The sequence below is a fragment of the Acinetobacter sp. A22 genome (genome assembly GCF_030913345.1).
GTDB lineage: Bacteria > Pseudomonadota > Gammaproteobacteria > Pseudomonadales > Moraxellaceae > Acinetobacter > Acinetobacter junii.
Genome location: NZ_CP133162.1, coordinates 3,092,645 through 3,118,347, shown reverse-complemented (window position 1 = coordinate 3,118,347; position 25,703 = coordinate 3,092,645). Strand labels below are relative to the sequence as shown.

The following is a 25,703-nucleotide window of genomic DNA, read 5'->3' as shown; positions in this document are numbered from 1 at the left end:
ATGCGATTTTGACCATTTATCTTGTCATACAGAATCTAGCTTGCGCGTTATCTCAGACTTTGTTTGAATCAATCAAATAAAGACAAAATAGATAAGGATAATTCGCAATGCTTTCAACCTTAAAACGGTATACAGTTTTTAGTGCAATCATGATGAGTATCAGCGCATGCTCATCAATTCCCTTAGACAATAATGCCGCAAAAATTCAGAAACAGCCCACTAGCTACGACCATAAATATTTAATCCCAATCCATCAGGTAAGCGCCGATGGTATAGGTGCTTCGATTGGCACAGTATCCTTCCAAGAAAGTCCAAGTGGTCTGATCATCACCCCTGCATTGTGGAAACTTCCATCGGGTGAACATGGTTTTCATATTCACGAGAAACCGTCATGTGAAGCTGCAATGAAAGATGGAAAAATGGGTGCAGCACTGGCAGCGGGCGGTCATTACAATCCTGACAATATTGCCCACCACGGCACACCAGAAAATGGTCATTTAGGTGATCTACCTGCACTCACTGTCAATGAAAAAGGCTTTGCAACCCAAGCCGTTATCGCTCCTCGATTAAAGCTCTCCGATATTCAGGGACGTGCGATTATGATTCATGCAGGTGGGGATAATTATTCTGACACACCTAAACCCCTTGGTGGAGGTGGTGAAAGAATTGCTTGTGGTGTGATCAAATAAAGATTGTGGGTATCTCAAAAGATATCCACAATTTAGGATTTTATTCACTTAATTTATCTATAAAGATGACTATAAATAAAAGATGAGCACGAATTTTGCTTAGTTTTATTAAATGAAAAATCAACAAAAATAGGTTGAAAAATTGACTCAATATCTTGATCAGCACATCATTTTAGCTACGCAATATGGCTATATGATAATGAATCAACACATAGCAGAATATAGTCGTGAATAGTCTTTATCATCTTTTTAATCGATTCCGATCAAACTCGATTCTACTGTATTGCCTACAAATTTTGATTGTGTTGACAGGCACTACATTGGTGTTGCACGGATTGGGACTAGGTCAATTCATTGTTCCTGTTACATTAGGCGCAATTGCGGCTGCCCTCACAGACTTCGATGATCGTCTGAGTATTCGGCTACGCAATTTGGTCTATGTCTGTGTACTGTTCTTTAGTGTTAGCACCATTTTAGAATTTCTAGTACCTTATAAATTTTGGTTTATCGTTTACCTTAGCCTGTCCAGTGCAGCACTGATTCTCATGGGGGCTTTAGGTCAACGTTATGCGACGATTTCATTTGGTACGATTCTCCTTTCGATTTACACCATGTTTGGTCTAGGAGAATATGCAAATTGGTATCAACAACCGAGTTATTTTGTCATCGGTGCTGTGTGGTACGGATTGACCTCGATCTTATTTTTTATGATTCGACCAACCCTACCCTTACAGGAGAAGATTTCAACGATTTTCAAAGAAATGGGTGAGCTGCTACAGAGCAAAGCCAAGTTGTTTGATCCAGATAATGTCGATAATGTTGAAACACTGTTATTTGAACTCTCACAAAAAAATGCACAGGTGGTGAATAGTCTAAATCAAGCGAAGCAATCCTTACTTTCTCGACTTAAATCCTCACGCATCAATAACAGCAGTATCTATTGGCTAAACTTATATTATTTTGCGCAAGATATTCATGAGCAAGTCACCTCTAATTATTTGCACTATGAAAAAATTCATCAGAACTTTAGCCGTAGCGATTTAATTTTTCGTATCCAAAAAAATATGTTTCTACAAGCAACTGCCTGCAAAAAACTGAGTCAGGCTTTGCTACATAAAAGTACTTATCAAAATACCCCACTCGCTGATGCTGCGCTTGCCCAATTAGAAGCATCCATGCAAGACTGGATTGCTCAACATCCAAATAATCTTGAAGTTAAAAACCTAGAACTGATTCTGAATAACTTAAAAAGTATTCATGAACAATTTGCTCAACTGCAATTTCCACAAAACATCGAAATACGATCAACACAGCATCAACAAGCTCATCTCAACTTACTGGATGAGGATATTCAAGGCTTTCAGGATTTATTGTTAAAACTAAAACAGCATCTAAGTCCTCAGTCTGCATTATTTCGTCACGCAATTCGCTTAGCCATTGTCTTTGCTGTAGGTTATGCCGTGTCCTTGATGCCTTTTGCAAAAAATGGCTATTGGATTTTATTGACCAGTTTATTCGTTTGTCAGATCACTTACTTTGCCACCAAAAGTCGCTTAAAACTTAGAACGATTGGCACGTTGTTGGGTGTGCTTTTAGGTGTGCCCGTTCTTTATTTTGTACCTAGCATCGAAGGTCAATTGGTTATTACTGTAATTTGCGGAGTATATTTTTTCTATTTGCGTCAGAAAAAATATGCACTCGCAACAGTGATGGCAACGCTAATGGTGTTGTTAATTTTCAATTTAAAAGGCGCAGGTTTCAGCATTATTTTGCCGCGTATCATTGACACGTTGATCGGCTGTGCAATCGCATGGCTAGCGGTTAACTTCATATGGCCAGATTGGAATTTCCGAAATATTCCTGAAAATATCCGCAAAAGCAGTCAAGCAACGCTCAATTATTTGCATGCAGTCGTCCAGCAATATCATCAAGGTCGCTCCAACGATCTTGAGTATCGAAAAGCTCGTCGTGCCGCCCATAATGCTCAGATTGAATTATCTAATATGATTTCTAGTCTGAGTACAGAACCTGAACCAAACCAAGAACTCATTCACTATGCATTTCGCTATTTGGTCTATAGCCATAGTCAGTTGAGTTATGTATCCGCACTGGGTCATCAACGTGAGCAAATTCAAGATCAAGATATTTTGAAATTATTAGACCAGAGTGAAATATTACTCAATCAAACATTGATCGAAAGACAAGCACTTCCAGAAAAGCACATCGAAGAGATGTTTAGTGAAATTGATCGTTTAAATTCAATGGCTCAAGTCTCAGAACAACAGCAACTATTGTTAAAACAAATGACGCTATTGCTTGAGACTCTGCCTGAATTGGTGATGTTAAAAAATAGATTACTTGAACTAGAAATTAAGTAGCGCGTTTAGCTCAACGCTATTTAATGAATGCCTTGTTGCAGCCTTGTTTGCATATATTGTTTAAGTACCATTCGAGGTATGCCAAACCAAAAAGTTATCAAGGCAAAACTCGTCAATACAAATGCCCAAATATGAAAATAGGTATATAGCAGACGAACCACTTCAATAATTGAGAAGAAACTCACCATCATCAATATTGAAACCGCAGCCGCGACCGTTCCTTTCGATACGTCAGAGGACATCAATGCAAAACGATAAATCACTGAAAAGCTAATCCCTTCACCAAAACTAATTAAGGTCATACCGATCAGCAAACAAGGCACTAAATAGGTTTGCCAAATCACACCGAGCATCAAAAATAAAGTACCTACTAGCATAATCGGCAAACCCATTAAAATGGTTTTACCAAGTGCGTAACGATCCATAATTTTGATCAGAACGATATTGCCTGCAATCAAACCAAAAAACACAGGAAACTGCGCCAAGCCATATTGCACACTACTCAGCTTTAATTCATCTACAAGAATAATCGGTGACAAAGCAATCCATAACATCAGTGGCATTCCTACAATCGGTAATGCAACACTTAAACCTAAAAACTGGCGATTACTAAATACTTGTTTGAAATCATCCCAAATATAACGAAAGGGTTGTTTCGCTTGTTTACGACTTTCTTTCGAGGCTGGCATAAATTTATTTAAGCCGAACCAACTGAGAAAAGAAATAAAAGCAATCGCCACAAAGCCCCAGTGCCATGACACATAATCAATCAGGAACGCGCCCAACACAGGTCCAAGCAAAGGCGCAAGCAAGGAGATATTTGCCATCAATGCCATGACTTTAATGGCATCACGCTCTTCAAAAGTTTCTTGAATTGCCGCATATCCAACTGCTGATATCACACTTAAACCAATACCCTGCAAGAAGCGCAAGGTCAGGAATTGTTGAATATTATGGGTCAATAAAATCAACAAACAGCAAATCGTAAAAAAAGCTACACCGGCCAATAGGACTTTCTTACGTCCAAGCCGATCTGAAAGTGGTCCCAGTAACCAAGCGACACTAGCACCACCCAATAAGTAAAATGACATTGAAGATGGTGCCCAAGTTGCGCTAACTGCAAATTGCTCCGTGATCGCCAACATCGCTGGCTGAATCAAGTCATTACCGATATAAACTGAAAACTCAAATAGCACTAAAGCCAATGGAAACATGAGCGTTATACGGTTTAACGTCATGCTTTGATTATTCGTCATCATGTCTTATTCACAAAAATAACCAATTCGTGTGCCGTCCATTTCTCTGAAAAAAAGAAAATAGATTCCGCACCACATCATTTTATGGTTTTGATTTAAATTAAATTTTGATTTCCATGCAGTGAGAGCGCATGTAAAAGTGTGAAAACACCGTATTCACAAGGTGTATTAAGAAAACAATTTATTTACGTGAGATTGGTAAAAAGTTTTACCTATTGGAAAAATTACCAAGCGCAACTTTAGCACTTTTTAAAAATGACCGCAATTTAAGCAAAGCAAATCAATTGTGTGGATATGTGAATAACCAAAAAGTTATCCACAATTCTGCTCAACTTTCACACGACCTTAAAAGATAACTCACCATTTAAGGACATAGCTCAAACTGGAAAGTCTTGGTATTCCCTCCTCGAGCACATTGATAGCTTTGCTTTTTATTCACCACTTTCCAAGTCTCTTGATCACGTTTTAACTGATATTCAGTGCGAATAGCCGCTACCGAATCATCTAACTGCGCTTGCTCTACGGTAATCTCAGCATCTGTAGGATTTTCCGCACTATTAAATTGCTGATCAATTTTGAGATTAGTTTCATCATGAAACAAATTGGGTTGGTCAAGTAGTACCGCATGCATCGCTGTACTTTTTTGCACAGCAGCTTGTTGTTGCGACTGAGCAATCGGTTGATTACATGCAGTCAAAAAAATTCCACATCCTAAAATGATCCAAAGTTTATGCATTTTGTAGTCTTCCGATTTGCAATATTCTTTTATGCTACTATGCAAAAATGAACTGTCGAATAACAAAATGTATGCGACATATGAGAGATTTGTTGTATTTATCAATGCTTTGATAACAATTGTGATCCTCAAAATAAAACAAACCCATAACATCAATATCAGAAATTTTTAGGCATACACACATGTCAGATTTAGCAAAAAAGTTAACTCTAATTTTAATCATAAGCAGTTCAGTAATTGCTTGTTCAAAAAAGGAAGAAGCGCCTTCAGGTGAGGCTGCAATGGCCACTGAAAGTGTTGCCGCAGCGCAAGATACATCTCAAAGTCAGATTGCAAAAAATCCTGAGCAATTGCTCAGTGATCAGCAAAGCACCCTAGAACAAAGCCGACAATTAGGGTCTGTTGAGAATTACCGAGAGTTAATTACACTCGCGCACAATTGAATCATGGCTTCAAAACTCGTATCTGTTTTACAACTACGCATCGCTATACGTTTAAATTCTTTTAACTTACAGAAATAGTTTTCAATGAGATGACGCCATTTATACATAGTCGTATCAAATGCTCTCATTACTTTTCGATTAGATTTGGGTGGGATCACCACTTTCACTTTACGTTCATTGAGTTCTTGGATGAGCCAATCTGCATCAAATGCTTTATCAGCTAGTAATGCTTGAAAATCAACATCTTCAATTAAAGGTTTGGTTTCTACTAAATCGTGATATTGACCAGGCATTAATCGAAACTTAATGAGGTTGCCTAGACTATCCACTAAGGCAAGAATTTTACAGGTCATTCCACCTCGAGATTTACCTATAGACTGTTTGAAAGTCCCCCTTTTGCACCTTGCCCATGTCGATGAACTTTAACAATCGTTCCATCAATCATGGCGTATTCCAAATCAACATCTTCATTTACAGATGCAAAAATAGTTTCAAATACACCAGCTTTAACCCAGTCACGGTATCTTTTAAAGACGGTATTCCATTTACCAAAATGAGCAGGTAGATCACGCCATGGACTGCCTGTACGGGCAATCCATAGGACTGCTTCTAAAAATAATCGATTATCTTTTCCACTACGACCTCGATCGGTCACTTTACCTAGGCAAAAAGGTTCCATTTTTGCCCATTGGGCATCAGTAAGTATGTATCTATCCATAGTACTATTATAAATTAATCAGTAGTCTTTGTTAATTCTCAACAAGCCCTAGTTAAAACAGCTCAACTGCAATTTGAAGTCAAAGATGTTCAAAAAACGACGGCTATACTTGAACAGCAACTCCTCAAACAAAATGGCTATATCGAAGAAAAACAAGTGAATTATCAGGTTAGTGATAGTTCGCAGCGCGAACGTCTCGATGGTCATATAGATGTTTATGAAAAAATTATCCCTACAGTACAACTTACGATTCGTGTTCCAAATGAACAAGTTACTGCCTTTTTGAATAGTCTATTGCCTTTGATGCTCAACTTTAATAATCAAAGCTATGAAGCTAAGCGATATGAACTGAAACTGTTAGAAGAAAAACTTAATACTGCAAATCAAAGCCCTAGCACATCGAATACCGTCAATAATCAACTTCAACAATTGACTCAACTTGAGGTCGAAGATCGTTTGACTTACAGCACAATACGCATCGAATATTTTCAACAAGCACAAGTTCGCAAAACTCAAGATTTAAACATTCATCGTATTGCACATCTCGATAGCGAACCTTTAATGACTCGGATAGCCGATGCATTCAAAATTGGGCTTTCTTGTTTTAAAGAAACTATTTTGTGGTTAATCCAATTCTGGGCATTTTTCCTTGTAATTGTTGCAGTTTGGTTTATTCGTAAAGCCTATAAATCTAGAAAACAAAACAGCTAATTATTGATTTTTGATCAATAGTATTTTGCTTATTTACGCATTTTTACTCATGAATAGATTCTCTAAAATGCACTCAAGTTTTAGAAATCTATTTTTGAGTTTAATTCTATGAGCAATATTTTAATTATTAATGGCGCGAAACAATTCGCTCACTCAAATGGTGAATTGAATGACACCCTGACTGACTTTTCAGAATCATATTTAAAAGCTTTAGGTCATACACTACAAGTGACTCGTACCGACAGTGACTATGACATCCAAGCAGAAATTGAAAAATATTTATGGGCAGATGTGGTGATCTATCAAATGCCAGGTTGGTGGATGGGTGCGCCATGGACAATGAAAAAATATATTGATGATGTTTTTACGATTGGTCATGGTTCACTCTATGCAAGCGATGGACGTAGCCGTTCTGATACTTCTAAAAAGTATGGTTCAGGTGGCTTGATTCAAGGTAAAAAATACATGTTGTCGTTGACATGGAACGCACCAATGGAAGCGTTCACTGATCCTGACCAATTCTTTCACGGCGTGGGTGTAGATGGCGTGTATTTACCTTTCCATAAAGCCAATCAATTCTTGGGTATGCAATCATTACCTACATTTATCGTGAATGATGTAATCAAAATGCCTGATGTCCCAAGCTACATCGAAGCTTATAAAGCACATTTAGATCAGCTTTTTGCGACTGCCCATTAAGAGAGAAATGCTATGTTGACAATTATTGCCGAAATTCAGACACATGCAGGTGTAGAACACCGCCAAGCAGTGTTAGATGCTTTCCAAAAAATCATTCCAACTGTATTGGCAGAAGAAGGTTGTCACGGTTATGCCCCATTGATTGATCATCTACCAGCGATTGCGATGCAGACGCAAGATGAAAATAGCATTGTGATGTTAGAACAATGGGAAAGTACCGCTCACCTTGAAGCACATATGCAAACGGCACATATGCTGAAGCATTTTGAAGCGACCAAAGCGCATGTGTCTGATGTGAAAGTGCGTATTTTGGAAAATGGGATTTAGAACAAAGATTGGTTATTTATCAAATCCTCATAAAATATATGATACTCGGTAATGTCATCTGCAACCTGCGTGATTTCAAGAAGATACTGTTTCTGCGATAAATTTTAATTAATACAAGAAGTGAACAGGTTTTGCAGATGACAATGCCTTTGGTTACTTTGGGCAAAACCAAAGTAACTCCAGCCGAAGGCTAATCTTGAATATGAATGAGAACACAATACGACTCCGTCAAGACAAAGAAAAATATAAGCAAATGATTTTACTGATAATAATACTGCTTCAAATGTCGGCTATATTCTGTTAAATAACATTCTAAGCCCTCTCGACGATCAGCTTTTTGCATCTCTTTAGCAGCCAACTGCTCAATCTTAGTTTCAAGTAAATTCAGAATAGCGGCTTGTTCCGCTTCAGGAAGTTGGGCTTTTTCTTTCTTCTGTTTTTTAATTTCCAAATAATCTTCTGCCCAATGACGTAATGGATCGTGCTCAGAGACTTGTGCAAATAAATCGGTAATCAATAATTCTGGCATGACTTCTTGAGTGGCTAACTCTGCCGACATCAAACCACGAATCGAATAAAATGCTTTCTTATAAGTAAAATTATCCGCAGTTTGCATCACTTTCATACCGCCTTTCGCCAGCGATAAGTAGTGGTGATACAACGCGCTATAATCGATTCGCTTAAGCAATCCATCTCGAAAGCTTTGCCATTCTGGAAAAGCATTAAAATAAACAATATGTGCTCTCACCCACTCCAAAACGGTAGGATTACTTTTTGCCAAAAGTCCAAACATTTTATCGAGATCATATGAAACGAAGTCAAAATCCCCATCCATGATTTCGATTAGATCACGGTACTTTTTATAATCAAAATATTGCTTTTTACTCGGCAAATGAAAACCGCGCACATCATAGTCACTGTCAGGGCTTGCCATACCCCATAAACGGCTACCACTTTCGATATAAAATAATGGAATGTCTTGGTGATGTTGAAACAGTTTTTCGATTTCGTGATGGATGTTCATTATGAAGCCTACTTTTCTATTATATTAATAATCCCTACTTGGGGTAAAAAAATATCCTTTGGAAAATTGGGGAAAAACTCTTCAAAATCCTTTTCTGATATGTTTTCATCATAAGGAAAAATAAACCACTGATCGTGACCTACATATCTTATAAAAAAATCAGCGCCTAAAATTGAGGTAATTTCTGTAAAACTTTCAAGTTCAATTTCATTTTTTACAATACAAATTTCTTTATTGTCTAGCACAAAATTAGCGAATGGTTTTGAAATCTTATAAGTGATTTGAGTTTGGTCATCAAATAGAACAGATAATTTATTTAGATATTCCTGTTCAGGTAACCAATGATCAATAAAAAAAACAGACTTAGGGTGAAGATGCTTAAATTGTTGAGAGTAATAATATGTTTCTATATGGGTCAATAAATCATTCACCGTCCTATTCTTAAAAATATCATGTTCTTTCTGATAAAAAATATGTTGGATATGATCAAAATCCTTTTCACAACGCAACTCATTTGCTGCATGCGCAATCTGTAATGAGAATAAAAAAACAAGAGCAAAAATAACTTTCATAAATATCATAATAAGAAATAATTAAGCCCATAAAAGTGTACTTTTATGGGCTAGAGTAGAAAAACTACTTTTAAAGATCAAATAATTTTCCTGGATTCATAATCCCATTCGGGTCAAATGCCAATTTTAATGCTTTCATATATTCAATTTCTTCAGGCGAACGAGAATATTCTAAATATGGTTTCTTGGTCATTCCCACACCATGTTCGGCAGAGATCGAACCATCATATTTTTTCACAGTCTCAAACACATATTTATTCACCACCTGACACTTCGCAAAGAATTCGTCTTTAGTTAAGTTTTCAGGTTTTAAAATATTTAAGTGCAAGTTACCGTCACCAATATGACCGAACCAGCAGATTTCAAAGTCTGGATAGTTTTGTGAAACGATCGCATCAATTTCTGAGATAAACGCAGGGACATGCGAAATTAACACTGAAATATCATTCTTATAAGGAATATACGGTGCAATCGATTCCGAAATATCTTCACGTAAACGCCATAAACTCTGTGCTTGTTCTAAGCTTTGGCTCATTACGCCATCAATCACCCAACCCTGTTCCATACAATGCTCAAAAATCTGCATTGCTTTGTCCATAATCGGCTCATACGGCGCTTCAAATTCAAGTAATACATAGAATGGGCAAGTTGTTTCAAATGGACGCTGTACATGACCACGATCCAACACTTTTTGCATCGCCACTTCACCAAAGAATTCGAATGCGGTTAAGTCGATTTCTTTTTGGAAAGCATGTAATACAGGCATCACCGCTTCAAAGTCAGGCGTACCCAATACCATCACTTGTAAGTTTTGTGGTTGACGTTCAAGCTTAATTTCAGCTTCTGTCACTAAACCTAATGTACCTTCACCACCGATGAACAAATGCTGCAAGGCATAACCTGTCGCATTTTTAATCATGCCTTTGTTTAAACGTAAAATGTCACCTTTACCCGTAACAACCGTTAAACCAAGCACCCAGTTACGTGTCATGCCGTATTTGATAACTTTAATACCGCCTGCATTGGTTCCGATATTTCCACCAATTTGACTAGAACCTGTCGATGCAAAATCAACTGGGTAATACATGCCTTGTTGTTCGGCATAATTTTGCAATTGCTCAGTAACCACGCCTGCTTGGACACGAACCATACGATCCGCAGGCAAGAATTCCAAGATTTGATTCATCTTGTCAAAGCTAATCACGATCTCGCCATTGTTCGCTACCGCACCAGCAGATAAACCTGTACGACCACCTGATGGCGTGATTGCCACTTTAAAACGGTTCGCCAGTTTTACAATCTCTTGAACTTGTTCAGTGCTTGATGGAAAAACGATGACTGATGGGTTCGGATCAAAGTGTTTAGTATGATCTCGTCCCCAATTTTCCAAGCTATCGGCATCAGTTTTAATACGGTTTTCACCCACAATTGCCGTTAAGAGGGTCAATAACTCGGGTGTTAAAGCGACTGGAGCATTCATCGTTTTCAGGCCTAGTAAGAAAGAGATATAGGACTTCTGGATGATCCTGAGTGTATTTCAAGGGCTTGAAAACAAAGGATTCAAAACATCCAAAATATAGAAACGCTAGCGAACTATCAAACTGTCTACACAACGAGTTCGAGCTTCGTATTCCTTTATTTTACATGTAAGCAAGCGAGGGATAAAGCACAGGATAAACATCTCGTCATAACAAAATGTGTATATGAACTAAAATTCATTCGAAACTGAAAAAATCTCAACAATTATGCTGAGCTAATTTTAAACGAAATATCTATAACACAAAGCTCTATGCTATGATACCGCAACTAAATTTTGGCCTTTGTAGCGGAGCCGTAATGAGCCAACATCTATCACTACCTAAAGACAAAATCCGTTTCCTTTTGCTTGAAGGTGTGCATCAAAATGCCATCGATACATTAAACGCTGCGGGTTATACCAACATCGATTACCACAAAACTGCGCTTGAAGGCGAAGCTTTGAAAGAAGCGATCAAAGATGCGCACTTTATTGGTATTCGTTCGCGTACTCAATTGACTGAAGAAATCTTTGAAGCAGCGAATAAATTGATTGCGGTAGGTTGTTTCTGTATTGGTACTAACCAAGTTGATTTAAAAGCAGCAATGTCTCGTGGTATTCCTGTTTTCAACGCACCGTATTCGAATACGCGTTCTGTAGCAGAATTGGTTCTTGCTGAAGCAATTTTATTACTTCGTCGTGTACCTGAAAAATCAAAAGATACGCATGCAGGTGGTTGGAACAAATCGGCTGTTGGTTCATACGAAACTCGTGGTAAAACATTAGGTATCGTAGGTTACGGTTCTATCGGCTCTCAACTTTCAGTTTTAGCTGAAAGCTTAGGTATGAAAGTTTGCTATTATGATGCGGTAACTAAATTACCGTTAGGTAATGCACGCCAAGTCGGTTCTTTGGATGAGCTTTTAGAAACTGCTGATGTGGTTTCTTTGCACGTTCCTGATGTTCCTTCTACGCGTAACTTCTTCAAGAAAGAACAGTTTGCGAAAATGAAGCCTGGTTCAATCTTCATCAATGCTGCACGTGGTACATGTGTAATTATCGAAGATTTAGCTGATGCGATTAAATCTGGTCACATCGCTGGTGCTGCAGTAGACGTATTCCCGAAAGAGCCAAAAGCAAATGGTGAAGAATTCCAATCTCCACTTCGCGGCTTAGACAACGTGATTTTAACACCGCACGTGGGTGGTTCTACGATGGAAGCGCAAGCAAACATCGGTTTAGAAGTTGCTGAAAAATTCGTTGCGTATTCAGATAAAGGTATGACACTTTCTGCGGTGAACTTCCCAGAAATCGCATTACCACTTTCTGATGGTCAACATCGTTTACTTCACATCCACAAAAACGTTCCTGGTGTATTGTCTAAGATCAATACATTGTTCGCTGAACAAGGAATCAATATCTCTGGTCAATCTTTAATGACTAAAGGTGATATCGGTTACTTGGTAATGGATGTTGATGCTTCTGCATCTCAAGAAGCTTTGGATACTCTACATAATGTAGAAGGTACAATCCGAGTACGTGTATTGTTCTAATTTAGACAATTCACTCAAAAGCCACGGCACTTGCTGTGGCTTTTTTATTGGTGATTGAATTATTATGTGAATATTAAACCAATTGTTCTAATAATAAGTGTCCCAATGCTAAAAACACCTGTGCACGCACTCCTCCTCTTAATGATCGCCATGTTATGTGTACAAGGTAGCGGTTCTTTAGCCAAAATTTTATTTCAAAGTTTTCCTGTATTGACTGTATCCGCAATGCGCCTATGTTTTGGTGCGATTATTTTGGCGGTTATTTTTAAAATTTGGACCATCAACTTTACAGTTGTTCGTTGGAAAGCCATTCTCAGCTACGGCATGGCACTAGCAGGAATGAATGCCCTCTTTTATTTATCACTGGAGCGCTTACCTCTAGGCTTGGCTGTTGCTTTTGAATTTATTGGACCTTTGAGCGTAGCACTTTATCATGCTCGCCAAAAATACGATTTCATTTGGGTGGGATGTGCCATTTTAGGCTTGATTCTACTTTTTCCGCTACAACAAGCCCAGCAAGGAATAGATCTAGTCGGTGTCTTTTTTGCTGTCAGTGCGGGTGCCTGTTGGGCACTTTATATTATTGCAGGGCAGAAGCCTTCTGGCATTTCAGGCAATCATACTGTCTGTTTGGGAATGAGCATCGGCATGCTGTGTTTATTACCTTTTGCCATCTTTTCAGGGGCACTTGACCGTGTCGTTGAATTGCCAAATATCTACTATTTTATTGGACTGGCAATCTTAGCAAGTGCATTGCCCTTTACTTTAGAAATGATCGCATTAAGAAGCCTAACTCCTTTAAGTTTTGGAACACTCATGAGTCTTGAACCTGCCGTAGCTGCATTATCAGGATTTATTTTTCTGGGTGAGACTTTATTGTGGAATCAATGGCTTGCGCTTGGCACGATTATCATCGCATCGATCGGTTGTACATTTACCACTCAACATGCTCGACAGCAAAAAGTGAATAAATAAAATGAAAGCGTTCCACCACGATGTACCGTCTTCAACTTATAATCAAACCACCTATCTTGTAGGTATTTTTTACTTTGCTTTTGTAGATCTTCCATGAAAAATATCCAGTTGGTCGCGGTGCTGTACATGGTTCTTTCCATGGTGTCTTATCAAATCAGCGCTTCGTTCGCCAAACAACTTATTGCAACACTTGATCCACTGACCGTCACGATTCTACGACTCTGTTTTGCAACGATTTTGGTTGCGATCATGTTCCGCTCATGGAAAGTATTATCTAAGCTAAAGTATTTAAAATGGCGTGATTTATTACTTTATAGTGCATCCTTAGGTTGTATGAATATTTTGTTCTATACATCTTTAGGCAAACTGCCTCAAGGGATTGCTGTAGGCCTAGAATTCATCGGTCCTTTAGGATTAGCATTACTATCAATCAAACAGCGCAGTGATTATATTTGGGTGGTTTTTGCTATCTTAGGAATCGCATTAATGGTTCCTTGGCACGATGCGAACTTGGAAAATTTCTCCTATTTTGGAGCTGCTTGCGCTTTAAGTGCTGGACTCTTTTGGGCCTTGTATATTTATTTTGGGCATCGCGTGGTACAACAAAATATTGGGATGCATGCGCTTACTATTGCGATTGGTTTGTCTGCACTGACCTTATTACCCTTCGGACTTTGGAACAACACGCCTGCCTTAATCGATACGCAATATTGGGGCAAAGCCCTAGTGATTGCAGTATTAGCCACCGCCATTCCCTATGCGCTTGATTTGATGGCATTGAAACGCTTAAGCAAACTCAGTTATGGAACACTGACGAGTCTTGCACCTGCTTTAGCAGCATTAGCAGGACTCTTCATACTGCATGAGCAAATTAGTTTGATTCAATGGATCGCTCTTCTTTGTATCATGATCGCATCAATTGGAGTGACCTTACGTGGTGAAAAATCACAACCACAGTAAGATCACTTCTTATACTTTAAATAGAGAAAAATTAGGCATCTGAACGTTTATATTTTTTATATTCAGCTAGATATTTCTTACCTAATTTTTCCTTCTCACTATCTGCCAAAATTTTTCCTGCTTGTTGGAAAAACTTATGTTCCTCTTCTTTTAAATGATGATGCACCTTTTCACTTAATTGTTTTGCCGTCGCTAACCAACTTGGATTGCTCATGTCGGTTTCTTCTAATTTTTCTACCAATTCATCCATTTCATGATGTTCAGCCAATGCATGCCGAGTAATATCTAAACCCACATCATCAAACATCAATGGAATATACAAATAACGATCTTCAGCAACTGAGTGGGCATATAATTCATTTTTGAGCAAATCAAAAAGTTCTTTACGCTCATCACTCGATCCACTGGTGGTAATTAATTGATTCGCTAAACTACGTTGTTGTTCATGGCTTTCTCGAAGTGCTTCAAATATATTCATTTTTACCTCTAAGATTGGCGAACAACCACAGTACGAGATAGTAATTATCTTGTTACTGCGGTTTTTGGCTAAACATCCATCTTAGAAAGTGTTGATTTTTTAGACAGCATTATTTAGGTATGTTTTTGTTGTGAAACTTTATCTTTTGGTTCAAACAGTAACTATCATTTGATAACCCAATCGACAAATCAAAATACTCACCAAAATTAAAAACAATACTCGAATAAATCCACTTCCATATTTTAGAGCAAGGCGTACACCCAACAATGAACCAGCAATATTTGCTAGTGCCATCATTAAACCCAATGCAAATAACACATGACCTGTTGGAATAAAGAAGCTTAATGCCGCCAGATTCGTCATGAAATTGCCAATTTTGGATAGTGCAGAAGCATGCAAGAAATCAACTTGCAAAAATCGAATGAAAAAGAAAATAAAGAAGCTGCCTGTTCCTGGTCCAAAGATTCCATCATAAAAACCAATTGCTAAACTACCGACAGCAGCAAAGATCAGCAGTTTAGGAGTAATGCGTTGATCCACATGAACTTGTCCAAACTGCTTTTTAATAAAAGTATAAATCGCAATCACGACCAGCATGACCAATACAAAAGGTCTTAGAATATGAGTGGGGATCATGGAGACACAAGCAGCTCCAGCGAAAGAACTTATGAATGCAAAGATGGCAATCACAAGTAAAAGTTTCCAGTTTAATTTGACCCGCCTAGCAAAAGAAAATGCCGCCGATGCTGTACCACAAATTGAAGCAAGCTTATTGGTACCAAATATCGTTGCAGGTGAGGTATTTGGTAGTGCCCCCATTAGGGCAGGGATTTGTATGAGTCCACCGCCACCTACTGCTGCATCAATTGTTCCAGCACAAAAAGCAAAAAAGATTAAACTCAGAATGAGTTCCCACTCCATGAGTTATATCCTTATAAATTCAATAAACGTTTTGGCACTAATCGTTTTTTATCTGTAATTTCAGCTAAGCCCAAACAACGATCACCATTAAACACTAATACTTCCGCTGCCGCTTCGTGATCAATATTACTTTCTTGCCCATTACCAAAATATTTTTCGCGTCCCTCAGGGAGCTGTACACGAGGGAAATGCTCAACGGGTGCATAGACTGGTAGCAATAAAGCATCTCGTTGTTCAAGTGACAAACTTTCCAAATATTCAATGGTATAGTTTGGATCAATCTCAAAATGCCCCGTTTGAATACGGTGTAATTTTGTCAAATGTCCGCCACAGCCCAAAGCCTCACCAATATCCTCCCCCAACACACGGATATAAGTTCCTTTTGAACAAGTCACATCCAGAGTTAAGCTATCTTCGGTGAAACTCACTAATCGTAGCTCATAAATCGTAACGGGACGTGCTTCTCGCTCAATCTCAATTCCTTTACGCGCAAGTTCATACAAAGGGCGACCTTCTCGCTTTAGCGCTGAATACATGGGTGGAACTTGCTGAATATCCCCACGGAATTTTGTTAATATCTGCTCAATACTTTCTTCAGTCAGTTGCGGCACTGCTCGTTGCTGTAAAACTTCACCTTCAACATCCCCTGTCGCAGTCGTTTCACCCAACTTTACCGTAGTCTGATAACGCTTTGTAGAATCAAGCAAGTAATGTGAAAATTTGGTCGCTTCCCCCAAACAAATTGGAAGCAAACCTGTCGCCAATGGGTCTAAAGCACCTGTGTGTCCCGCCTTTTGTGCATTAAACAGACGGCGAACTTTCTGAAGTGCTGAGTTTGAACTCAAACCAAGTGGTTTATTCAATAAAAAAACACCACTTAAATGGCGATAAGAACTTTTTTTCATATACGAAAAATCAAAATCTTAAAAAATCATTTTATCAAAACTATTCATCGGATTTTCAAAAATTAGTCGCTGAAAAAAACAACAAATATGATAGATTTATTTTCGTTTTCGAACCAATAAGCAAATGGATGATGCTTAAATGAATAAAACCAAAACAAATATACTAAAAATTTGTACTATTTTGATCATTTCATTAGTTTTCATGATCATCCTTTATTGGCTATATTCTAAAAGCCAACTCACCTACAGCAAACCAATTGATCAATCTGTCAGCAGCACTTCTAACTCAAGAAATCAGTCCACTGTCTTAAATCAGAATGATGAAATTTCAAAGCTTAAAAGCTTAAGTCAAAATGATACTGAGATTAATTGTGAGCTACTATTCGATGCCTCCCAACAATTAATCATTAATGAAAAAACTCGTAATTGCTTTGAATATTTCATTTCTCAGTATGGTGAAAATGAGATCACGACAATTCAAGGACGCTTCCAGTTGTTTGTTACGCAGCATTTTCAAATCGAGCAACAACAACAAATCTTAGAATTATGGTCACGCTATTTAAATTATCGTGAAGCGCTGAGTCAACTTCAGCTTCATACAGCTCCACAAGACAACTATCAATATTTCCAAGCTGTTTTTAACTCTATGCAGGATCTAAAGCAAAAGATCTTTTCAAAAAGAGAAATCGCGGGGTTATTTGGCGCAGAGGATGTTTACCAACAATATACTTTAGATCGTATGCAGATTTTAGAAAACGATACTCTCGATTCGATAGCTAAGGCTCAACGCTTACAACAACGCTTTGAACAACTCCCCTTAGAATGGCAGGACAATCTAAAGAGCTTAACGCAACTCGAAAATCTTGCTGCTCTCACTCAACAAATTAAAGATAGAAATGGCTCTGCTCAAGAGCTACGTGAAATGCGTCAAAACCTAGTAGGCACTGCGGCGACTGAACGTTTAGAAGGTCTTGATCAACAAAGGTCAGCGTGGAAACAACGTGTGCTGTCCTATCTGAACGCTCGAAAAATAATTGTGGATAGTAATCTCAGCACTGTTGCTAAGGATCAAGCAATTCAAAAACTTAAACAACAGAATTTTCAATCATCTCAAGAACAACAACGCTTACATACGTTTGAAACAATCTATGACCAAGGAGGAGTATTACCATTTAGCCAATAAAAACTAGACATTGAAAATGCTATTCCGCACGGATGCAATGTCTTGTTCATTAAGAACTTTAGACCCTAATCAAAATAAAAATTGAGAGAAATACTATGCCAAATGTTTTTCGTTGTATTGTCACAGCTTTGTTGGCAATCAGCGCAACTACGAGTTATGCATCAAATGCAACTCAAGTTCAACCAAGTTATGTCATATCCAATTATGCAAAGACAAAATATCCCGTGGTTTTTGTGCATGGTGTGGCTGGATTTTCACGCGTAGGAACTGATCCTTTGGGTGTTGATTATTGGCATCAAATCCTGCCTGATTTAGCACGAAATGGAGCGAACGTATGGACAACTCGACTGTCACCATTCAATTCTAATGAAATTCGAGGAGAGCAACTCATACAACAAGTTGAAGATATCCTCGCGATTACAGGACAATCGAAAGTCAATTTAATTGGACATAGCCAAGGTGGACCAACGATCCGATATGTTGCTGGAATTATGCCCAATCAAGTTGCTTCACTGACCAGTGTCAGTGGCACACATAAGGGCTCTCCAGTTGCTAGCTTGATCATGAACGTCAATGGAACAGTACTCGGAGATATTGGTTCTGCAATCGTGAACTTTTTCTCAGGTGCTATTACTTGGTCGCAAGGACTTGATCCAAAAAGTTATCCTCATGATGCAATGGCAGCAGGACAAAGTATTTCAGTTGAGGGTTCTACGGCGTTTAATACTCGTTTTCCAATGGGTGTGCCCACAAGCTCTTGTGGTGAAGGAAGTTATCAAGATAAAGGAATTTATATGTATTCTTTTTCAGGTACACAGGCATTGACTAATCTCCTCGACCCTCTTGATCCTTTATTCATTAGTACCAATCCAATTGTAAATCTTATGGGCGACAACGATGGCATGGTTAGTCGATGTAGTGCAAAATTCGGTCGCACTATCCGTGACAATTTACCTTGGAATCATGCAGATGAGGTAAATCAGGTTTTAGGTTTGAAATCACTGTTTGCACCTGATCCAATTGATATTTATCGTCAACATGCCAATCGACTAAAATTACAAGGACTATAGAGCAGACATAAAAAAATGCGCCAAAGGCGCATTTTTTTGCTTTACAACAAAGTTAAAATTAACCTTGTTTACGAGCTGGTAACTTTTCACGAATACGTGCAGCTTTACCAGACAACTCGCGTAGGTAGTAAAGTTTAGCACGACGAACGTCACCACGACGTTTCACTTCGATTTTAGCAACGATTGGAGAGTGAGTTTGGAAAACACGCTCAACACCAACACCGCTAGAAATTTTACGAACTGTGAAAGCAGAGTTCAAACCACGATTTTTCTTCGCGATTACAACACCTTCAAATGCTTGAAGACGCTCACGGTCACCCTCTTTTACTTTTACTTGAACGATAACAGTGTCACCAGGAGCAAAAGCAGGGATATCAGTTTTTAACTGTGCATTTTCAACAGCTTGAACTAAAGGATGTTTACCACTCATTGTGGAATCTCCAATATGTGCGGGAGAGAAGAGGTCTCTTACACCGCTGAGGATAGAGGCTAAAGCGCATATCTCTCGTTTAACTTTCCCTTTAAAGCAAAATTGCCCTAAAGAGCCTATTTTTCAACTTAAACTAAGTTTAAGTAGCAACTCGAAGCAATGCTTCTCGTCTGGAACAAAGATAAATCATACTTATGAGCCACATATCTAAAGCATATTTAGATTTGCATTTATCCTTGTGAATTTTTTAACCATTTTATTTGCTGCTTAGTCAATTCTACTTTTTCAACCAACTCTGGTCGTCGATCTAAAGTACGCTGATAACGCTGCAAAAAACGCCATTTTTCGATATTGGCATGATGTCCTGATTTAAGTACCTCAGGCACATCCAACCCTTCAAAATGGTCAGGTTTTGTATATTGCGGACAGTCTAATAAACCATCCACAAAAGAATCTTGGATCGCTGATTGCTCGTCAGACATGACATTCGGCAAACGGCGAATAATACTATCAAGCAACACCATCGCAGGTAGTTCACCACCAGATAATACGTAATCCCCAATTGACCACTCTTGATCAACATAATGCTGGATTAAACGTTCATCTACACCTTCATAACGACCACATAATACAATCAATCCATCATAATCAACGAATTGTTGCACTGCTTGTTCATTTAAGGTTTTGCCTTGCGGTGACATATACACCACTGGCGCTTGAACACAGCCTGCTTGTATTGCAAGTTGTTTAGCATGGGTAATTGCTTTTGCCAAAGGCTCAGCCATCATGACCATACCAGGACCACCACCGAAAGGACGCTCATCCACTCGTTTGTAGTTGCCCTCTGCAAAATCTCTTGGATTTATGCAAGTGACTTGCACAATATCTTTTTTTGTTGCTCTTCCGCTAATGCCATATGCCGTAATTGCTTCAAACATTTCAGGAAATAATGTGATGACTGCAAAAAACATCGCAGACTCCTCTATTCCTGCTGCGTTACAATCCATTGAGGATTAGTAATCTACGCCCCAATTAACGTAAATACGACCAGCTTCAAGATCAACACGTTGTACCACATCTTTATGCCAAGGAATCATTCGTTCTTCAGCATCAATACTGTCAGCAGTCGCTTTGACTACCATGACATCATTGGCACCTGTCTCAAATAATTCAAAGATTTGACCAAGATTTACTTCTTGCTCATCATCACCAAGACCTAATACTGTTAGACCTTTAAGATCTGACCAGTAATATTCATCTACATCAGCTTTAGGAAGCTGAGATTTGGCAATCCAGATATTTGCACCGACTAAGTTTTCTGCACCTGTGCGATCATTCACACCTTTTAATGCAACAACTAAGCCTTTGCCATGAGGTTTCCAACGTTTTACATCTATAGTTTGCCAACCTGCCTTAGTCTCGATGTACCAAGGAAGGTAGTCAAACATATTACTCATAGGTTCAGTATTTGAGTAAACCCAGAGCCACCCATTCAATCCATACGCTGAACGTAACTGTCCAATCTGAATTCGATCTTCGGGAACATTCTGTATTGATGTCATGGGTTATCTACTACCCTTAAGCAGTAGCTGCAGCTTTCTTAGCTTGAGCAGCTAAAGAAGCAACGCGTTCTGAAGGTTGAGCACCTTGAGCAACCCAATGAGCAAAACGGTCAGCGTCTAAACGAACTTTTTCAGCTTTACCTTGTGCAGTTGGGTTAAAGAAACCAATACGTTCGATAAAACGACCATCACGTGCATTACGGCTATCAGTAACGATGATTTGGTAGAAAGGACGTTTTTTTGCACCACCGCGCGCTAAACGAATTACAACCATGATATACAACCTTATAATTTTTACGGATTATCCCTGCGCCGACCATCGGCAACACTTCAAACCCCTTTAATAGAGGGCAATATTTTACGTTATATTTGCTATGAAAGAAAGATCAAAATTTATTTATCCACGATTTGAATTTAATTTTAGCGGCCGTCCCAGTTTGTCGTGACTGAAAGTACACAAGCTGTGCCGCTCTTAATATCCGTCCCTTTTGTCGAACAGCGCTCACCTTTGTAATTTAAAAGAATATGCCCATCACCTTGTTGAGATGTATTTGTAATAGGTACTGCAGTCAAAAAACCAAGTTTCAGAACTTAATGCAGCAGGTGTTCTTATTGAGCAAGTGACGGAATGGTAAAATAGAGCATTAGACAGTCTTTACCCTGTAGTCTATCTCGATTGTATTGTTATAAAAGTCCGTCAGCACTCCAATGTAATTAACAAGTCAGTATATCTTGCTTTAGGCATTAATATAGATGGGCAGAAAAAATTGCTGTGTATGTCGATTGCTCAGACAGAAGGCGTCAAATTCTGGCTGTCAGTCATGATAGAGCTTAAAAATCGAGGAGTGCAAGATATTCTTGTTGCCTGTGTAGATGGGCTTGCTTATTCAGCAAACCCACCACTCACTCATTTTATCGGGCTCTGCCCTCAAGCAAGTAAAATCTCACATATAACGTAAACCCGATAATGTCATGACTTTTTTACTTGGTGTTACGTTCCCACCACTGTTCCCGCTATTTAGTGTTACGCTAACAGAACCATTCAAATCAGTTAGACCTGCTCCTGTAAAGGTTAAATTACCTTTTACATGAACCTCCCCTGTACCAGTAAATTTACCAGAAGAATAACCCGTACCACCTGCACCACCAGAACCCATAACATTTCCATAAAGGTACATAGCTCTACCTTGTTTTACACTAAAATCTATGTTTCCATTGCTCAAGAATAAAATATTTGCGATTTTAGCTAATTCTGTATCTAGCGCTTTAAGTGTACCCGTATTGTTACAATATTGTGTCGGTATGCCAGTCGAGTTTGTGCCACATATTCTTGTAATATCAAAACCTGAATTACTACCCTCTTCCAAATAGTAATGATAAGGTGCATAAGCCTTATTAGAAGCCCCACCATTACTTGTATCGACATTAATTCCAGCCGTTGCAATGATCGTATTTATTAAATCACGAGTACTCTTAAGATTAATAGTAACCTGTCCTTCAAACCATAGTACACCCACCGGTAAGTTTGAATTATCTGCCTCAATGTTCCATGCTTTACTACTTCCACTACCACTGGCAGTAATACCAGGAATACTGTTACAAGCTACAGATGTTGATCCCATAGTAATAGTTGTTGCTGGTAATGTTTCCACTGTTATAGTTGTTGCATTACCTGAAATAACACTATACAGATTATTTTTAGCACAAGTTCCATCAGCCAAAAAAATATAATTAGCATAAGGACGTAGTTCTTCAGCACTTACAAAACTTGATTTAACATACTTCCCTACTGTGATGCCAGTTTGAAGTAAAAATTCCTCTGTTGTATATGATTTGCTACCCCCACTCGAAACAATACCCTCACCCTTCCCAGCATCGCCTACTTGTATCGTCTGGTTACCAGATAGAATGACCCTGTTATTCTTCTCAGCTACTTGTAATCCACCTGCAAATATTGAACCATTAAAACTTCCTCCTCCTGTTGTTATATCTGTATAAATTGCCCGAACTACGGAAGAAGCGCCGCCGCTTTTTGCGGTTATGTCATAACAAAAATAATTCTTACCGCCTGTACTAGCAGGGCAACCCTCTGTTGTAGTCACTACTTTATATGTTGCGATCGTCGCTGCTGGGGAGCCATTATCCTTGATCACGCCATTATTAATTTGAGCAATCTGTGTAGCGGACAACGGTTTTAACAAACCGGTTAAAGCTTGATAGCCAATCGCCGACTTAATCTGCGCCTGCGTTTGTGCATGAGTTGTCAATGAACTATCTTGTAAACTCCGTACAGACGTGACCATACCAATAACCAAAGTGGTTAAGGCAAGACCAATCAATAAAATAAGTAAAATAGAAGCGAATCCAGCCTGTTTATGCATTTGTCTACTACCCACAGGAAAACGCATAGTTGAATAAACTTGGTGATTACACATATTAAATGCTCCCTTAGGTAGTCACATTAAATAAACAGGTTGAATTGCTTAGAGCAGATAATGTAGAACTGGTACTGGTAGCATAAATATTGGCTTTTACTTCTACATAATACTTACCGCCAGTTGCCGTTGCCGTCGTGTTCGTCACACCAAAAGGCGTACAAATATGAGAACCTGTTAATTTAGTCACCTTCAGCGATATTTTTCCTACATCTGAATGCACAGTACTCGGCATGGTAGCCGCAGTGGAAATTAACGTCTGTGAAGGTGGAGGCGTGGTTGTTGAAGGAAGTGCTAACGTCGTACAGCTATATCCTGCACCACCTGTACCAAGATAATAAATTAAACTCTTACCTTCAGATTTTAATGCTTGGCAATTGCCACTTGATAATTTCCATACAAGTGCATCAGCTTCAGTAGTGTCAATATCAGAAACCGTTATTGCTGTAGCACCTGCGTAGGCTTGAATTAACTTATCATTGGTACTTCCGTAAGAATCTGTAGGTACAGTCATTTTATAACCCACTCCCTGCAAAATACGGTCAGCAACAATCAAGCCTTTCATAATATTGGCATCAATGCTGGCACCGCGTGTCGTTTCAGCAGAGACATACCCCAAAGAAACATAAGCTCTTAATATCGCTAAAATAATAACCAAAGAGATGGTCAGAGCAACCATAATCTCGATCAGTGACATGCCCTGCTGTTTTTTTAATGTACCGTTCATTTTAAGTACCTTCAGGGTGAAATAACCGATTTAACAGGGATAAATGTATTCGCACTGTCAACTTGTATAGAAGGAGACTGGACAGTTACACTTGCTGAATAGGCTGTGCCTGCGCCTGGGCTTGGTGGATTACTAGTAACAGATGCATTTACTGTATAGTTAGTTGAAGTCAAGGTACATGGTGTAGTAACACTTGTGCCATTAATTGTAATGCTACTTGTATTGCTACAAATTGTATCTGCTTTTACCGCCACTTGACGCATCTTGTTGATGGTTTGCAGCTGAATGTTACCATCTCTCTGTACCACAGCCGTACGTGCAGCAATGTAAGCACCACCTAAACCAATAATCGCCATTAATAGTAAAGAAATCAGCACTTCGATCAGTGTAATACCGGCCTGATGCTGATATTTAGAACTGTGCTGTAACTGTAACATTAGAAACTCCTGAGCGAGATATTATATAGCCACCAGTACAAGTTGTACCTATGCGTGCAGCATTGTTATTTAATTCAAGTGCCGCACAGGTAGAACCACTAGGTGCCTCTAACGCAATCGAGACAGTAGCAGGAAATTTTGCACTCCATAAAACAGTGCTGTCATCGGATGCTTTAACATTAATGACACCTTCTGCACCACTGCTACCATTCGTTACCGTAAGTTTTGCAACCATTGGGGGAGTATCGGTTTGTCGTATGCCATTAGGGTTTTTTATTGCTTCCGTAACAGCTTTGTTATAAGCCTCAACCAGCAATTTTTGGGTTTTCTCAACCTGGGTTTTAGCAACCCATGAGGCACCAAGCGGAATCAGCGCAACAGCTGAAATCCCAATAATGGCAATCACAATCATTAATTCAATGAGGGTTACCCCTTTAGAGCCCTTTACCATGATGTCAAACCACCACAGCCCGTCGTACTTGGCATACCTCTTGTATTGGTATTAGTAAGCGTTAAGGTACAGCCGTTACTCTGTGTACCACTTATACCCGTAGCAGTAAGTGTATAAGTAGTGGGTGTTATACTCATTGTATAATTAAAATTAGCAGCTTCTGCAGGTGTCCAGGTGATACCAGTCTGATTACTGATATAAGTTTTAGTATCAGCAGTCGTAGTCGTAGCGGTAGTCGTAGCTGTAACAGGATTCATTGGATACTTTAATGCTTTCTGATAAGCATTTTCCATCATCAGGCTTAATGTGACTAAATCAGACCCAGCATTATTAGCTCTTGCTTTTTGGACATATTTCCCATAAGCCGGCAAAGCAATTGCAGCTAAAATCGCCACAATTGCAACCACAACCATGAGCTCAATTAAGGTAAAACCTTGACTTCTTTCTATTTGCTGCATATTTCCCCCCAAACAAGTAATAAAACTTTACCCTATTAAAAATAATACCTAACTTAATTACAAACTATACACATAAAGGATAAAAGGCA

At 38.8% G+C, this 25,703-nt stretch carries 27 protein-coding genes and 4 pseudogenes; 12 read left to right on the top strand and 19 right to left on the bottom strand.

The window, feature by feature from the left end; translation table 11 throughout:
• The first annotated feature begins 107 nt into the window (after positions 1-107).
• Both sodC and yccS read left to right on the top strand, forming a co-directional pair.
• Positions 108-689 carry a superoxide dismutase family protein gene (gene sodC, locus Q9Q86_RS15180; RefSeq protein WP_004964458.1) on the top strand — a complete coding sequence of 194 codons (582 nt, stop codon included), beginning with the start codon at positions 108-110 and terminating at the stop codon, positions 687-689.
• A 227-nt stretch (positions 690-916) separates the two neighbouring features.
• The gene (yccS, locus tag Q9Q86_RS15175) at positions 917-3,067 is read left to right on the top strand and encodes a YccS family putative transporter (RefSeq protein ID WP_112986985.1); all 2,151 of its coding nucleotides are present in this window, start codon (positions 917-919) and stop codon (positions 3,065-3,067) included.
• A 20-nt stretch (positions 3,068-3,087) separates the two neighbouring features.
• Here yccS and Q9Q86_RS15170 read toward each other — a convergent pair whose 3' ends face one another.
• The gene (locus Q9Q86_RS15170; protein WP_169040466.1) at positions 3,088-4,323 is read right to left on the bottom strand and encodes an MFS transporter; all 1,236 of its coding nucleotides are present in this window, start codon (positions 4,321-4,323) and stop codon (positions 3,088-3,090) included.
• 364 nt (positions 4,324-4,687) lie between these two features.
• Complete coding sequence (locus Q9Q86_RS15165) at positions 4,688-5,059, bottom strand: hypothetical protein (protein ID WP_004951657.1); 372 nt, start codon at positions 5,057-5,059, stop codon at positions 4,688-4,690.
• A gap of 182 nt (positions 5,060-5,241) precedes the next feature.
• On the opposite strand from Q9Q86_RS15165, the gene Q9Q86_RS15160 reads away from it, so the two are divergent.
• Positions 5,242-5,502 carry a hypothetical protein gene (locus Q9Q86_RS15160; RefSeq protein ID WP_227540293.1) on the top strand — a complete coding sequence of 87 codons (261 nt, stop codon included), beginning with the start codon at positions 5,242-5,244 and terminating at the stop codon, positions 5,500-5,502.
• Here the strand turns inward: Q9Q86_RS15160 and Q9Q86_RS15155 are convergent.
• Positions 5,469-6,181: pseudogene (locus Q9Q86_RS15155) on the bottom strand (IS5 family transposase). The gene Q9Q86_RS15160 and the pseudogene Q9Q86_RS15155 overlap by 34 nt on opposite strands.
• Before the next feature lie 84 nt (positions 6,182-6,265).
• Here Q9Q86_RS15155 and Q9Q86_RS15150 point away from each other — a divergent pair.
• The 3 genes and pseudogenes from Q9Q86_RS15150 to Q9Q86_RS15140 form a co-directional block, all read left to right on the top strand.
• Positions 6,266-6,931: pseudogene (locus Q9Q86_RS15150) on the top strand (DUF4349 domain-containing protein); the annotation flags it as partial.
• A 108-nt stretch (positions 6,932-7,039) separates the two neighbouring features.
• Positions 7,040-7,630 carry an NAD(P)H-dependent oxidoreductase gene (locus Q9Q86_RS15145; protein WP_112986476.1) on the top strand — a complete coding sequence of 197 codons (591 nt, stop codon included), beginning with the start codon at positions 7,040-7,042 and terminating at the stop codon, positions 7,628-7,630.
• Positions 7,631-7,642: 12 nt separating this feature from the next.
• A complete protein-coding gene (locus tag Q9Q86_RS15140) occupies positions 7,643-7,957 on the top strand; it encodes a putative quinol monooxygenase (RefSeq protein ID WP_112986475.1) in 315 nt (104 codons plus the stop codon).
• 259 nt (positions 7,958-8,216) lie between these two features.
• Here Q9Q86_RS15140 and Q9Q86_RS15135 read toward each other — a convergent pair whose 3' ends face one another.
• The 3 genes from Q9Q86_RS15135 to Q9Q86_RS15125 form a co-directional block, all read right to left on the bottom strand.
• On the bottom strand, positions 8,217-8,981 hold the full coding sequence (locus tag Q9Q86_RS15135; RefSeq protein ID WP_112986474.1) for a DNA polymerase beta superfamily protein: 765 nt from the start codon (positions 8,979-8,981) through the stop codon (positions 8,217-8,219).
• An 8-nt stretch (positions 8,982-8,989) separates the two neighbouring features.
• Complete coding sequence (locus Q9Q86_RS15130; protein ID WP_112986473.1) at positions 8,990-9,553, bottom strand: hypothetical protein; 564 nt, start codon at positions 9,551-9,553, stop codon at positions 8,990-8,992.
• Between the two features lie 70 nt (positions 9,554-9,623).
• Entirely contained in the window at positions 9,624-11,033 is a 1,410-nt protein-coding gene (locus Q9Q86_RS15125; RefSeq protein ID WP_005403295.1) for an FAD-binding oxidoreductase, read from the bottom strand.
• Positions 11,034-11,389: 356 nt separating this feature from the next.
• On the opposite strand from Q9Q86_RS15125, the gene serA reads away from it, so the two are divergent.
• From serA to Q9Q86_RS15110, 3 genes are all read left to right on the top strand, one after another.
• Positions 11,390-12,622, top strand: a complete 1,233-nt coding sequence (gene serA, locus Q9Q86_RS15120) for a phosphoglycerate dehydrogenase (protein WP_004909533.1) — start codon at positions 11,390-11,392, stop codon at positions 12,620-12,622.
• A gap of 105 nt (positions 12,623-12,727) precedes the next feature.
• Positions 12,728-13,597: a DMT family transporter gene (locus Q9Q86_RS15115; RefSeq protein WP_171293851.1), complete on the top strand. Its 870-nt coding sequence runs from the start codon at positions 12,728-12,730 to the stop codon at positions 13,595-13,597.
• A gap of 93 nt (positions 13,598-13,690) precedes the next feature.
• Positions 13,691-14,557 (top strand): DMT family transporter, encoded by an 867-nt coding sequence (locus Q9Q86_RS15110; protein WP_004964529.1) that lies wholly within the window; start codon positions 13,691-13,693, stop codon positions 14,555-14,557.
• 31 nt (positions 14,558-14,588) lie between these two features.
• Here Q9Q86_RS15110 and Q9Q86_RS15105 read toward each other — a convergent pair whose 3' ends face one another.
• The 3 genes from Q9Q86_RS15105 to truB form a co-directional block, all read right to left on the bottom strand.
• A complete protein-coding gene (locus Q9Q86_RS15105) occupies positions 14,589-15,035 on the bottom strand; it encodes a hemerythrin domain-containing protein (RefSeq protein WP_004909538.1) in 447 nt (148 codons plus the stop codon).
• Between the two features lie 150 nt (positions 15,036-15,185).
• Complete coding sequence (locus Q9Q86_RS15100; RefSeq protein WP_112986472.1) at positions 15,186-15,956, bottom strand: TSUP family transporter; 771 nt, start codon at positions 15,954-15,956, stop codon at positions 15,186-15,188.
• 11 nt (positions 15,957-15,967) lie between these two features.
• Entirely contained in the window at positions 15,968-16,861 is an 894-nt protein-coding gene (gene truB, locus Q9Q86_RS15095; RefSeq protein ID WP_112986471.1) for a tRNA pseudouridine(55) synthase TruB, read from the bottom strand.
• A 139-nt stretch (positions 16,862-17,000) separates the two neighbouring features.
• Here truB and Q9Q86_RS15090 point away from each other — a divergent pair, with 139 nt between their 5' ends.
• Positions 17,001-18,044, top strand: coding sequence for a lipase secretion chaperone (locus Q9Q86_RS15090; protein ID WP_112986470.1), 1,044 nt, complete (start codon positions 17,001-17,003; stop codon positions 18,042-18,044).
• A gap of 95 nt (positions 18,045-18,139) precedes the next feature.
• Positions 18,140-19,114 carry a triacylglycerol lipase gene (locus Q9Q86_RS15085; protein WP_112986469.1) on the top strand — a complete coding sequence of 325 codons (975 nt, stop codon included), beginning with the start codon at positions 18,140-18,142 and terminating at the stop codon, positions 19,112-19,114.
• A 58-nt stretch (positions 19,115-19,172) separates the two neighbouring features.
• Here Q9Q86_RS15085 and rplS read toward each other — a convergent pair whose 3' ends face one another.
• The 5 genes and pseudogenes from rplS to Q9Q86_RS15060 form a co-directional block, all read right to left on the bottom strand.
• On the bottom strand, positions 19,173-19,544 hold the full coding sequence (rplS, locus tag Q9Q86_RS15080) for a 50S ribosomal protein L19 (protein ID WP_004660214.1): 372 nt from the start codon (positions 19,542-19,544) through the stop codon (positions 19,173-19,175).
• Between the two features lie 230 nt (positions 19,545-19,774).
• On the bottom strand, positions 19,775-20,515 hold the full coding sequence (gene trmD / locus Q9Q86_RS15075) for a tRNA (guanosine(37)-N1)-methyltransferase TrmD (protein WP_112986468.1): 741 nt from the start codon (positions 20,513-20,515) through the stop codon (positions 19,775-19,777).
• 42 nt (positions 20,516-20,557) lie between these two features.
• On the bottom strand, positions 20,558-21,106 hold the full coding sequence (rimM, locus tag Q9Q86_RS15070) for a ribosome maturation factor RimM (RefSeq protein WP_004951620.1): 549 nt from the start codon (positions 21,104-21,106) through the stop codon (positions 20,558-20,560).
• Positions 21,107-21,122: 16 nt separating this feature from the next.
• The gene (gene rpsP / locus Q9Q86_RS15065) at positions 21,123-21,380 is read right to left on the bottom strand and encodes a 30S ribosomal protein S16 (RefSeq protein ID WP_004964546.1); all 258 of its coding nucleotides are present in this window, start codon (positions 21,378-21,380) and stop codon (positions 21,123-21,125) included.
• 146 nt (positions 21,381-21,526) lie between these two features.
• Positions 21,527-21,679 (bottom strand): annotated as a pseudogene (locus Q9Q86_RS15060) (pilus assembly protein PilE); the annotation flags it as partial.
• Positions 21,680-21,714: 35 nt separating this feature from the next.
• On the opposite strand from Q9Q86_RS15060, the pseudogene Q9Q86_RS15055 reads away from it, so the two are divergent.
• Positions 21,715-21,987 (top strand): annotated as a pseudogene (locus Q9Q86_RS15055) (transposase); the annotation flags it as partial.
• Positions 21,988-22,050: 63 nt separating this feature from the next.
• Here Q9Q86_RS15055 and Q9Q86_RS15050 read toward each other — a convergent pair.
• The 5 genes from Q9Q86_RS15050 to Q9Q86_RS15030 form a co-directional block, all read right to left on the bottom strand.
• Positions 22,051-23,487: a FimB/Mfa2 family fimbrial subunit gene (locus Q9Q86_RS15050; RefSeq protein ID WP_171293850.1), complete on the bottom strand. Its 1,437-nt coding sequence runs from the start codon at positions 23,485-23,487 to the stop codon at positions 22,051-22,053.
• Between the two features lie 67 nt (positions 23,488-23,554).
• Positions 23,555-24,268 carry a PilW family protein gene (locus tag Q9Q86_RS15045; RefSeq protein WP_112986466.1) on the bottom strand — a complete coding sequence of 238 codons (714 nt, stop codon included), beginning with the start codon at positions 24,266-24,268 and terminating at the stop codon, positions 23,555-23,557.
• 11 nt (positions 24,269-24,279) lie between these two features.
• Positions 24,280-24,705, bottom strand: a complete 426-nt coding sequence (locus tag Q9Q86_RS15040) for a type II secretion system protein J (RefSeq protein WP_112986465.1) — start codon at positions 24,703-24,705, stop codon at positions 24,280-24,282.
• Positions 24,680-25,156: a Tfp pilus assembly protein FimT/FimU gene (locus Q9Q86_RS15035; protein WP_112986464.1), complete on the bottom strand. Its 477-nt coding sequence runs from the start codon at positions 25,154-25,156 to the stop codon at positions 24,680-24,682. The genes Q9Q86_RS15040 and Q9Q86_RS15035 overlap by 26 nt, the downstream gene beginning before the upstream one ends.
• Positions 25,150-25,614, bottom strand: coding sequence for a prepilin-type N-terminal cleavage/methylation domain-containing protein (locus tag Q9Q86_RS15030; protein WP_112986463.1), 465 nt, complete (start codon positions 25,612-25,614; stop codon positions 25,150-25,152). The genes Q9Q86_RS15035 and Q9Q86_RS15030 overlap by 7 nt, the downstream gene beginning before the upstream one ends.
• Between the last annotated feature and the right edge of the window lie 89 nt (positions 25,615-25,703).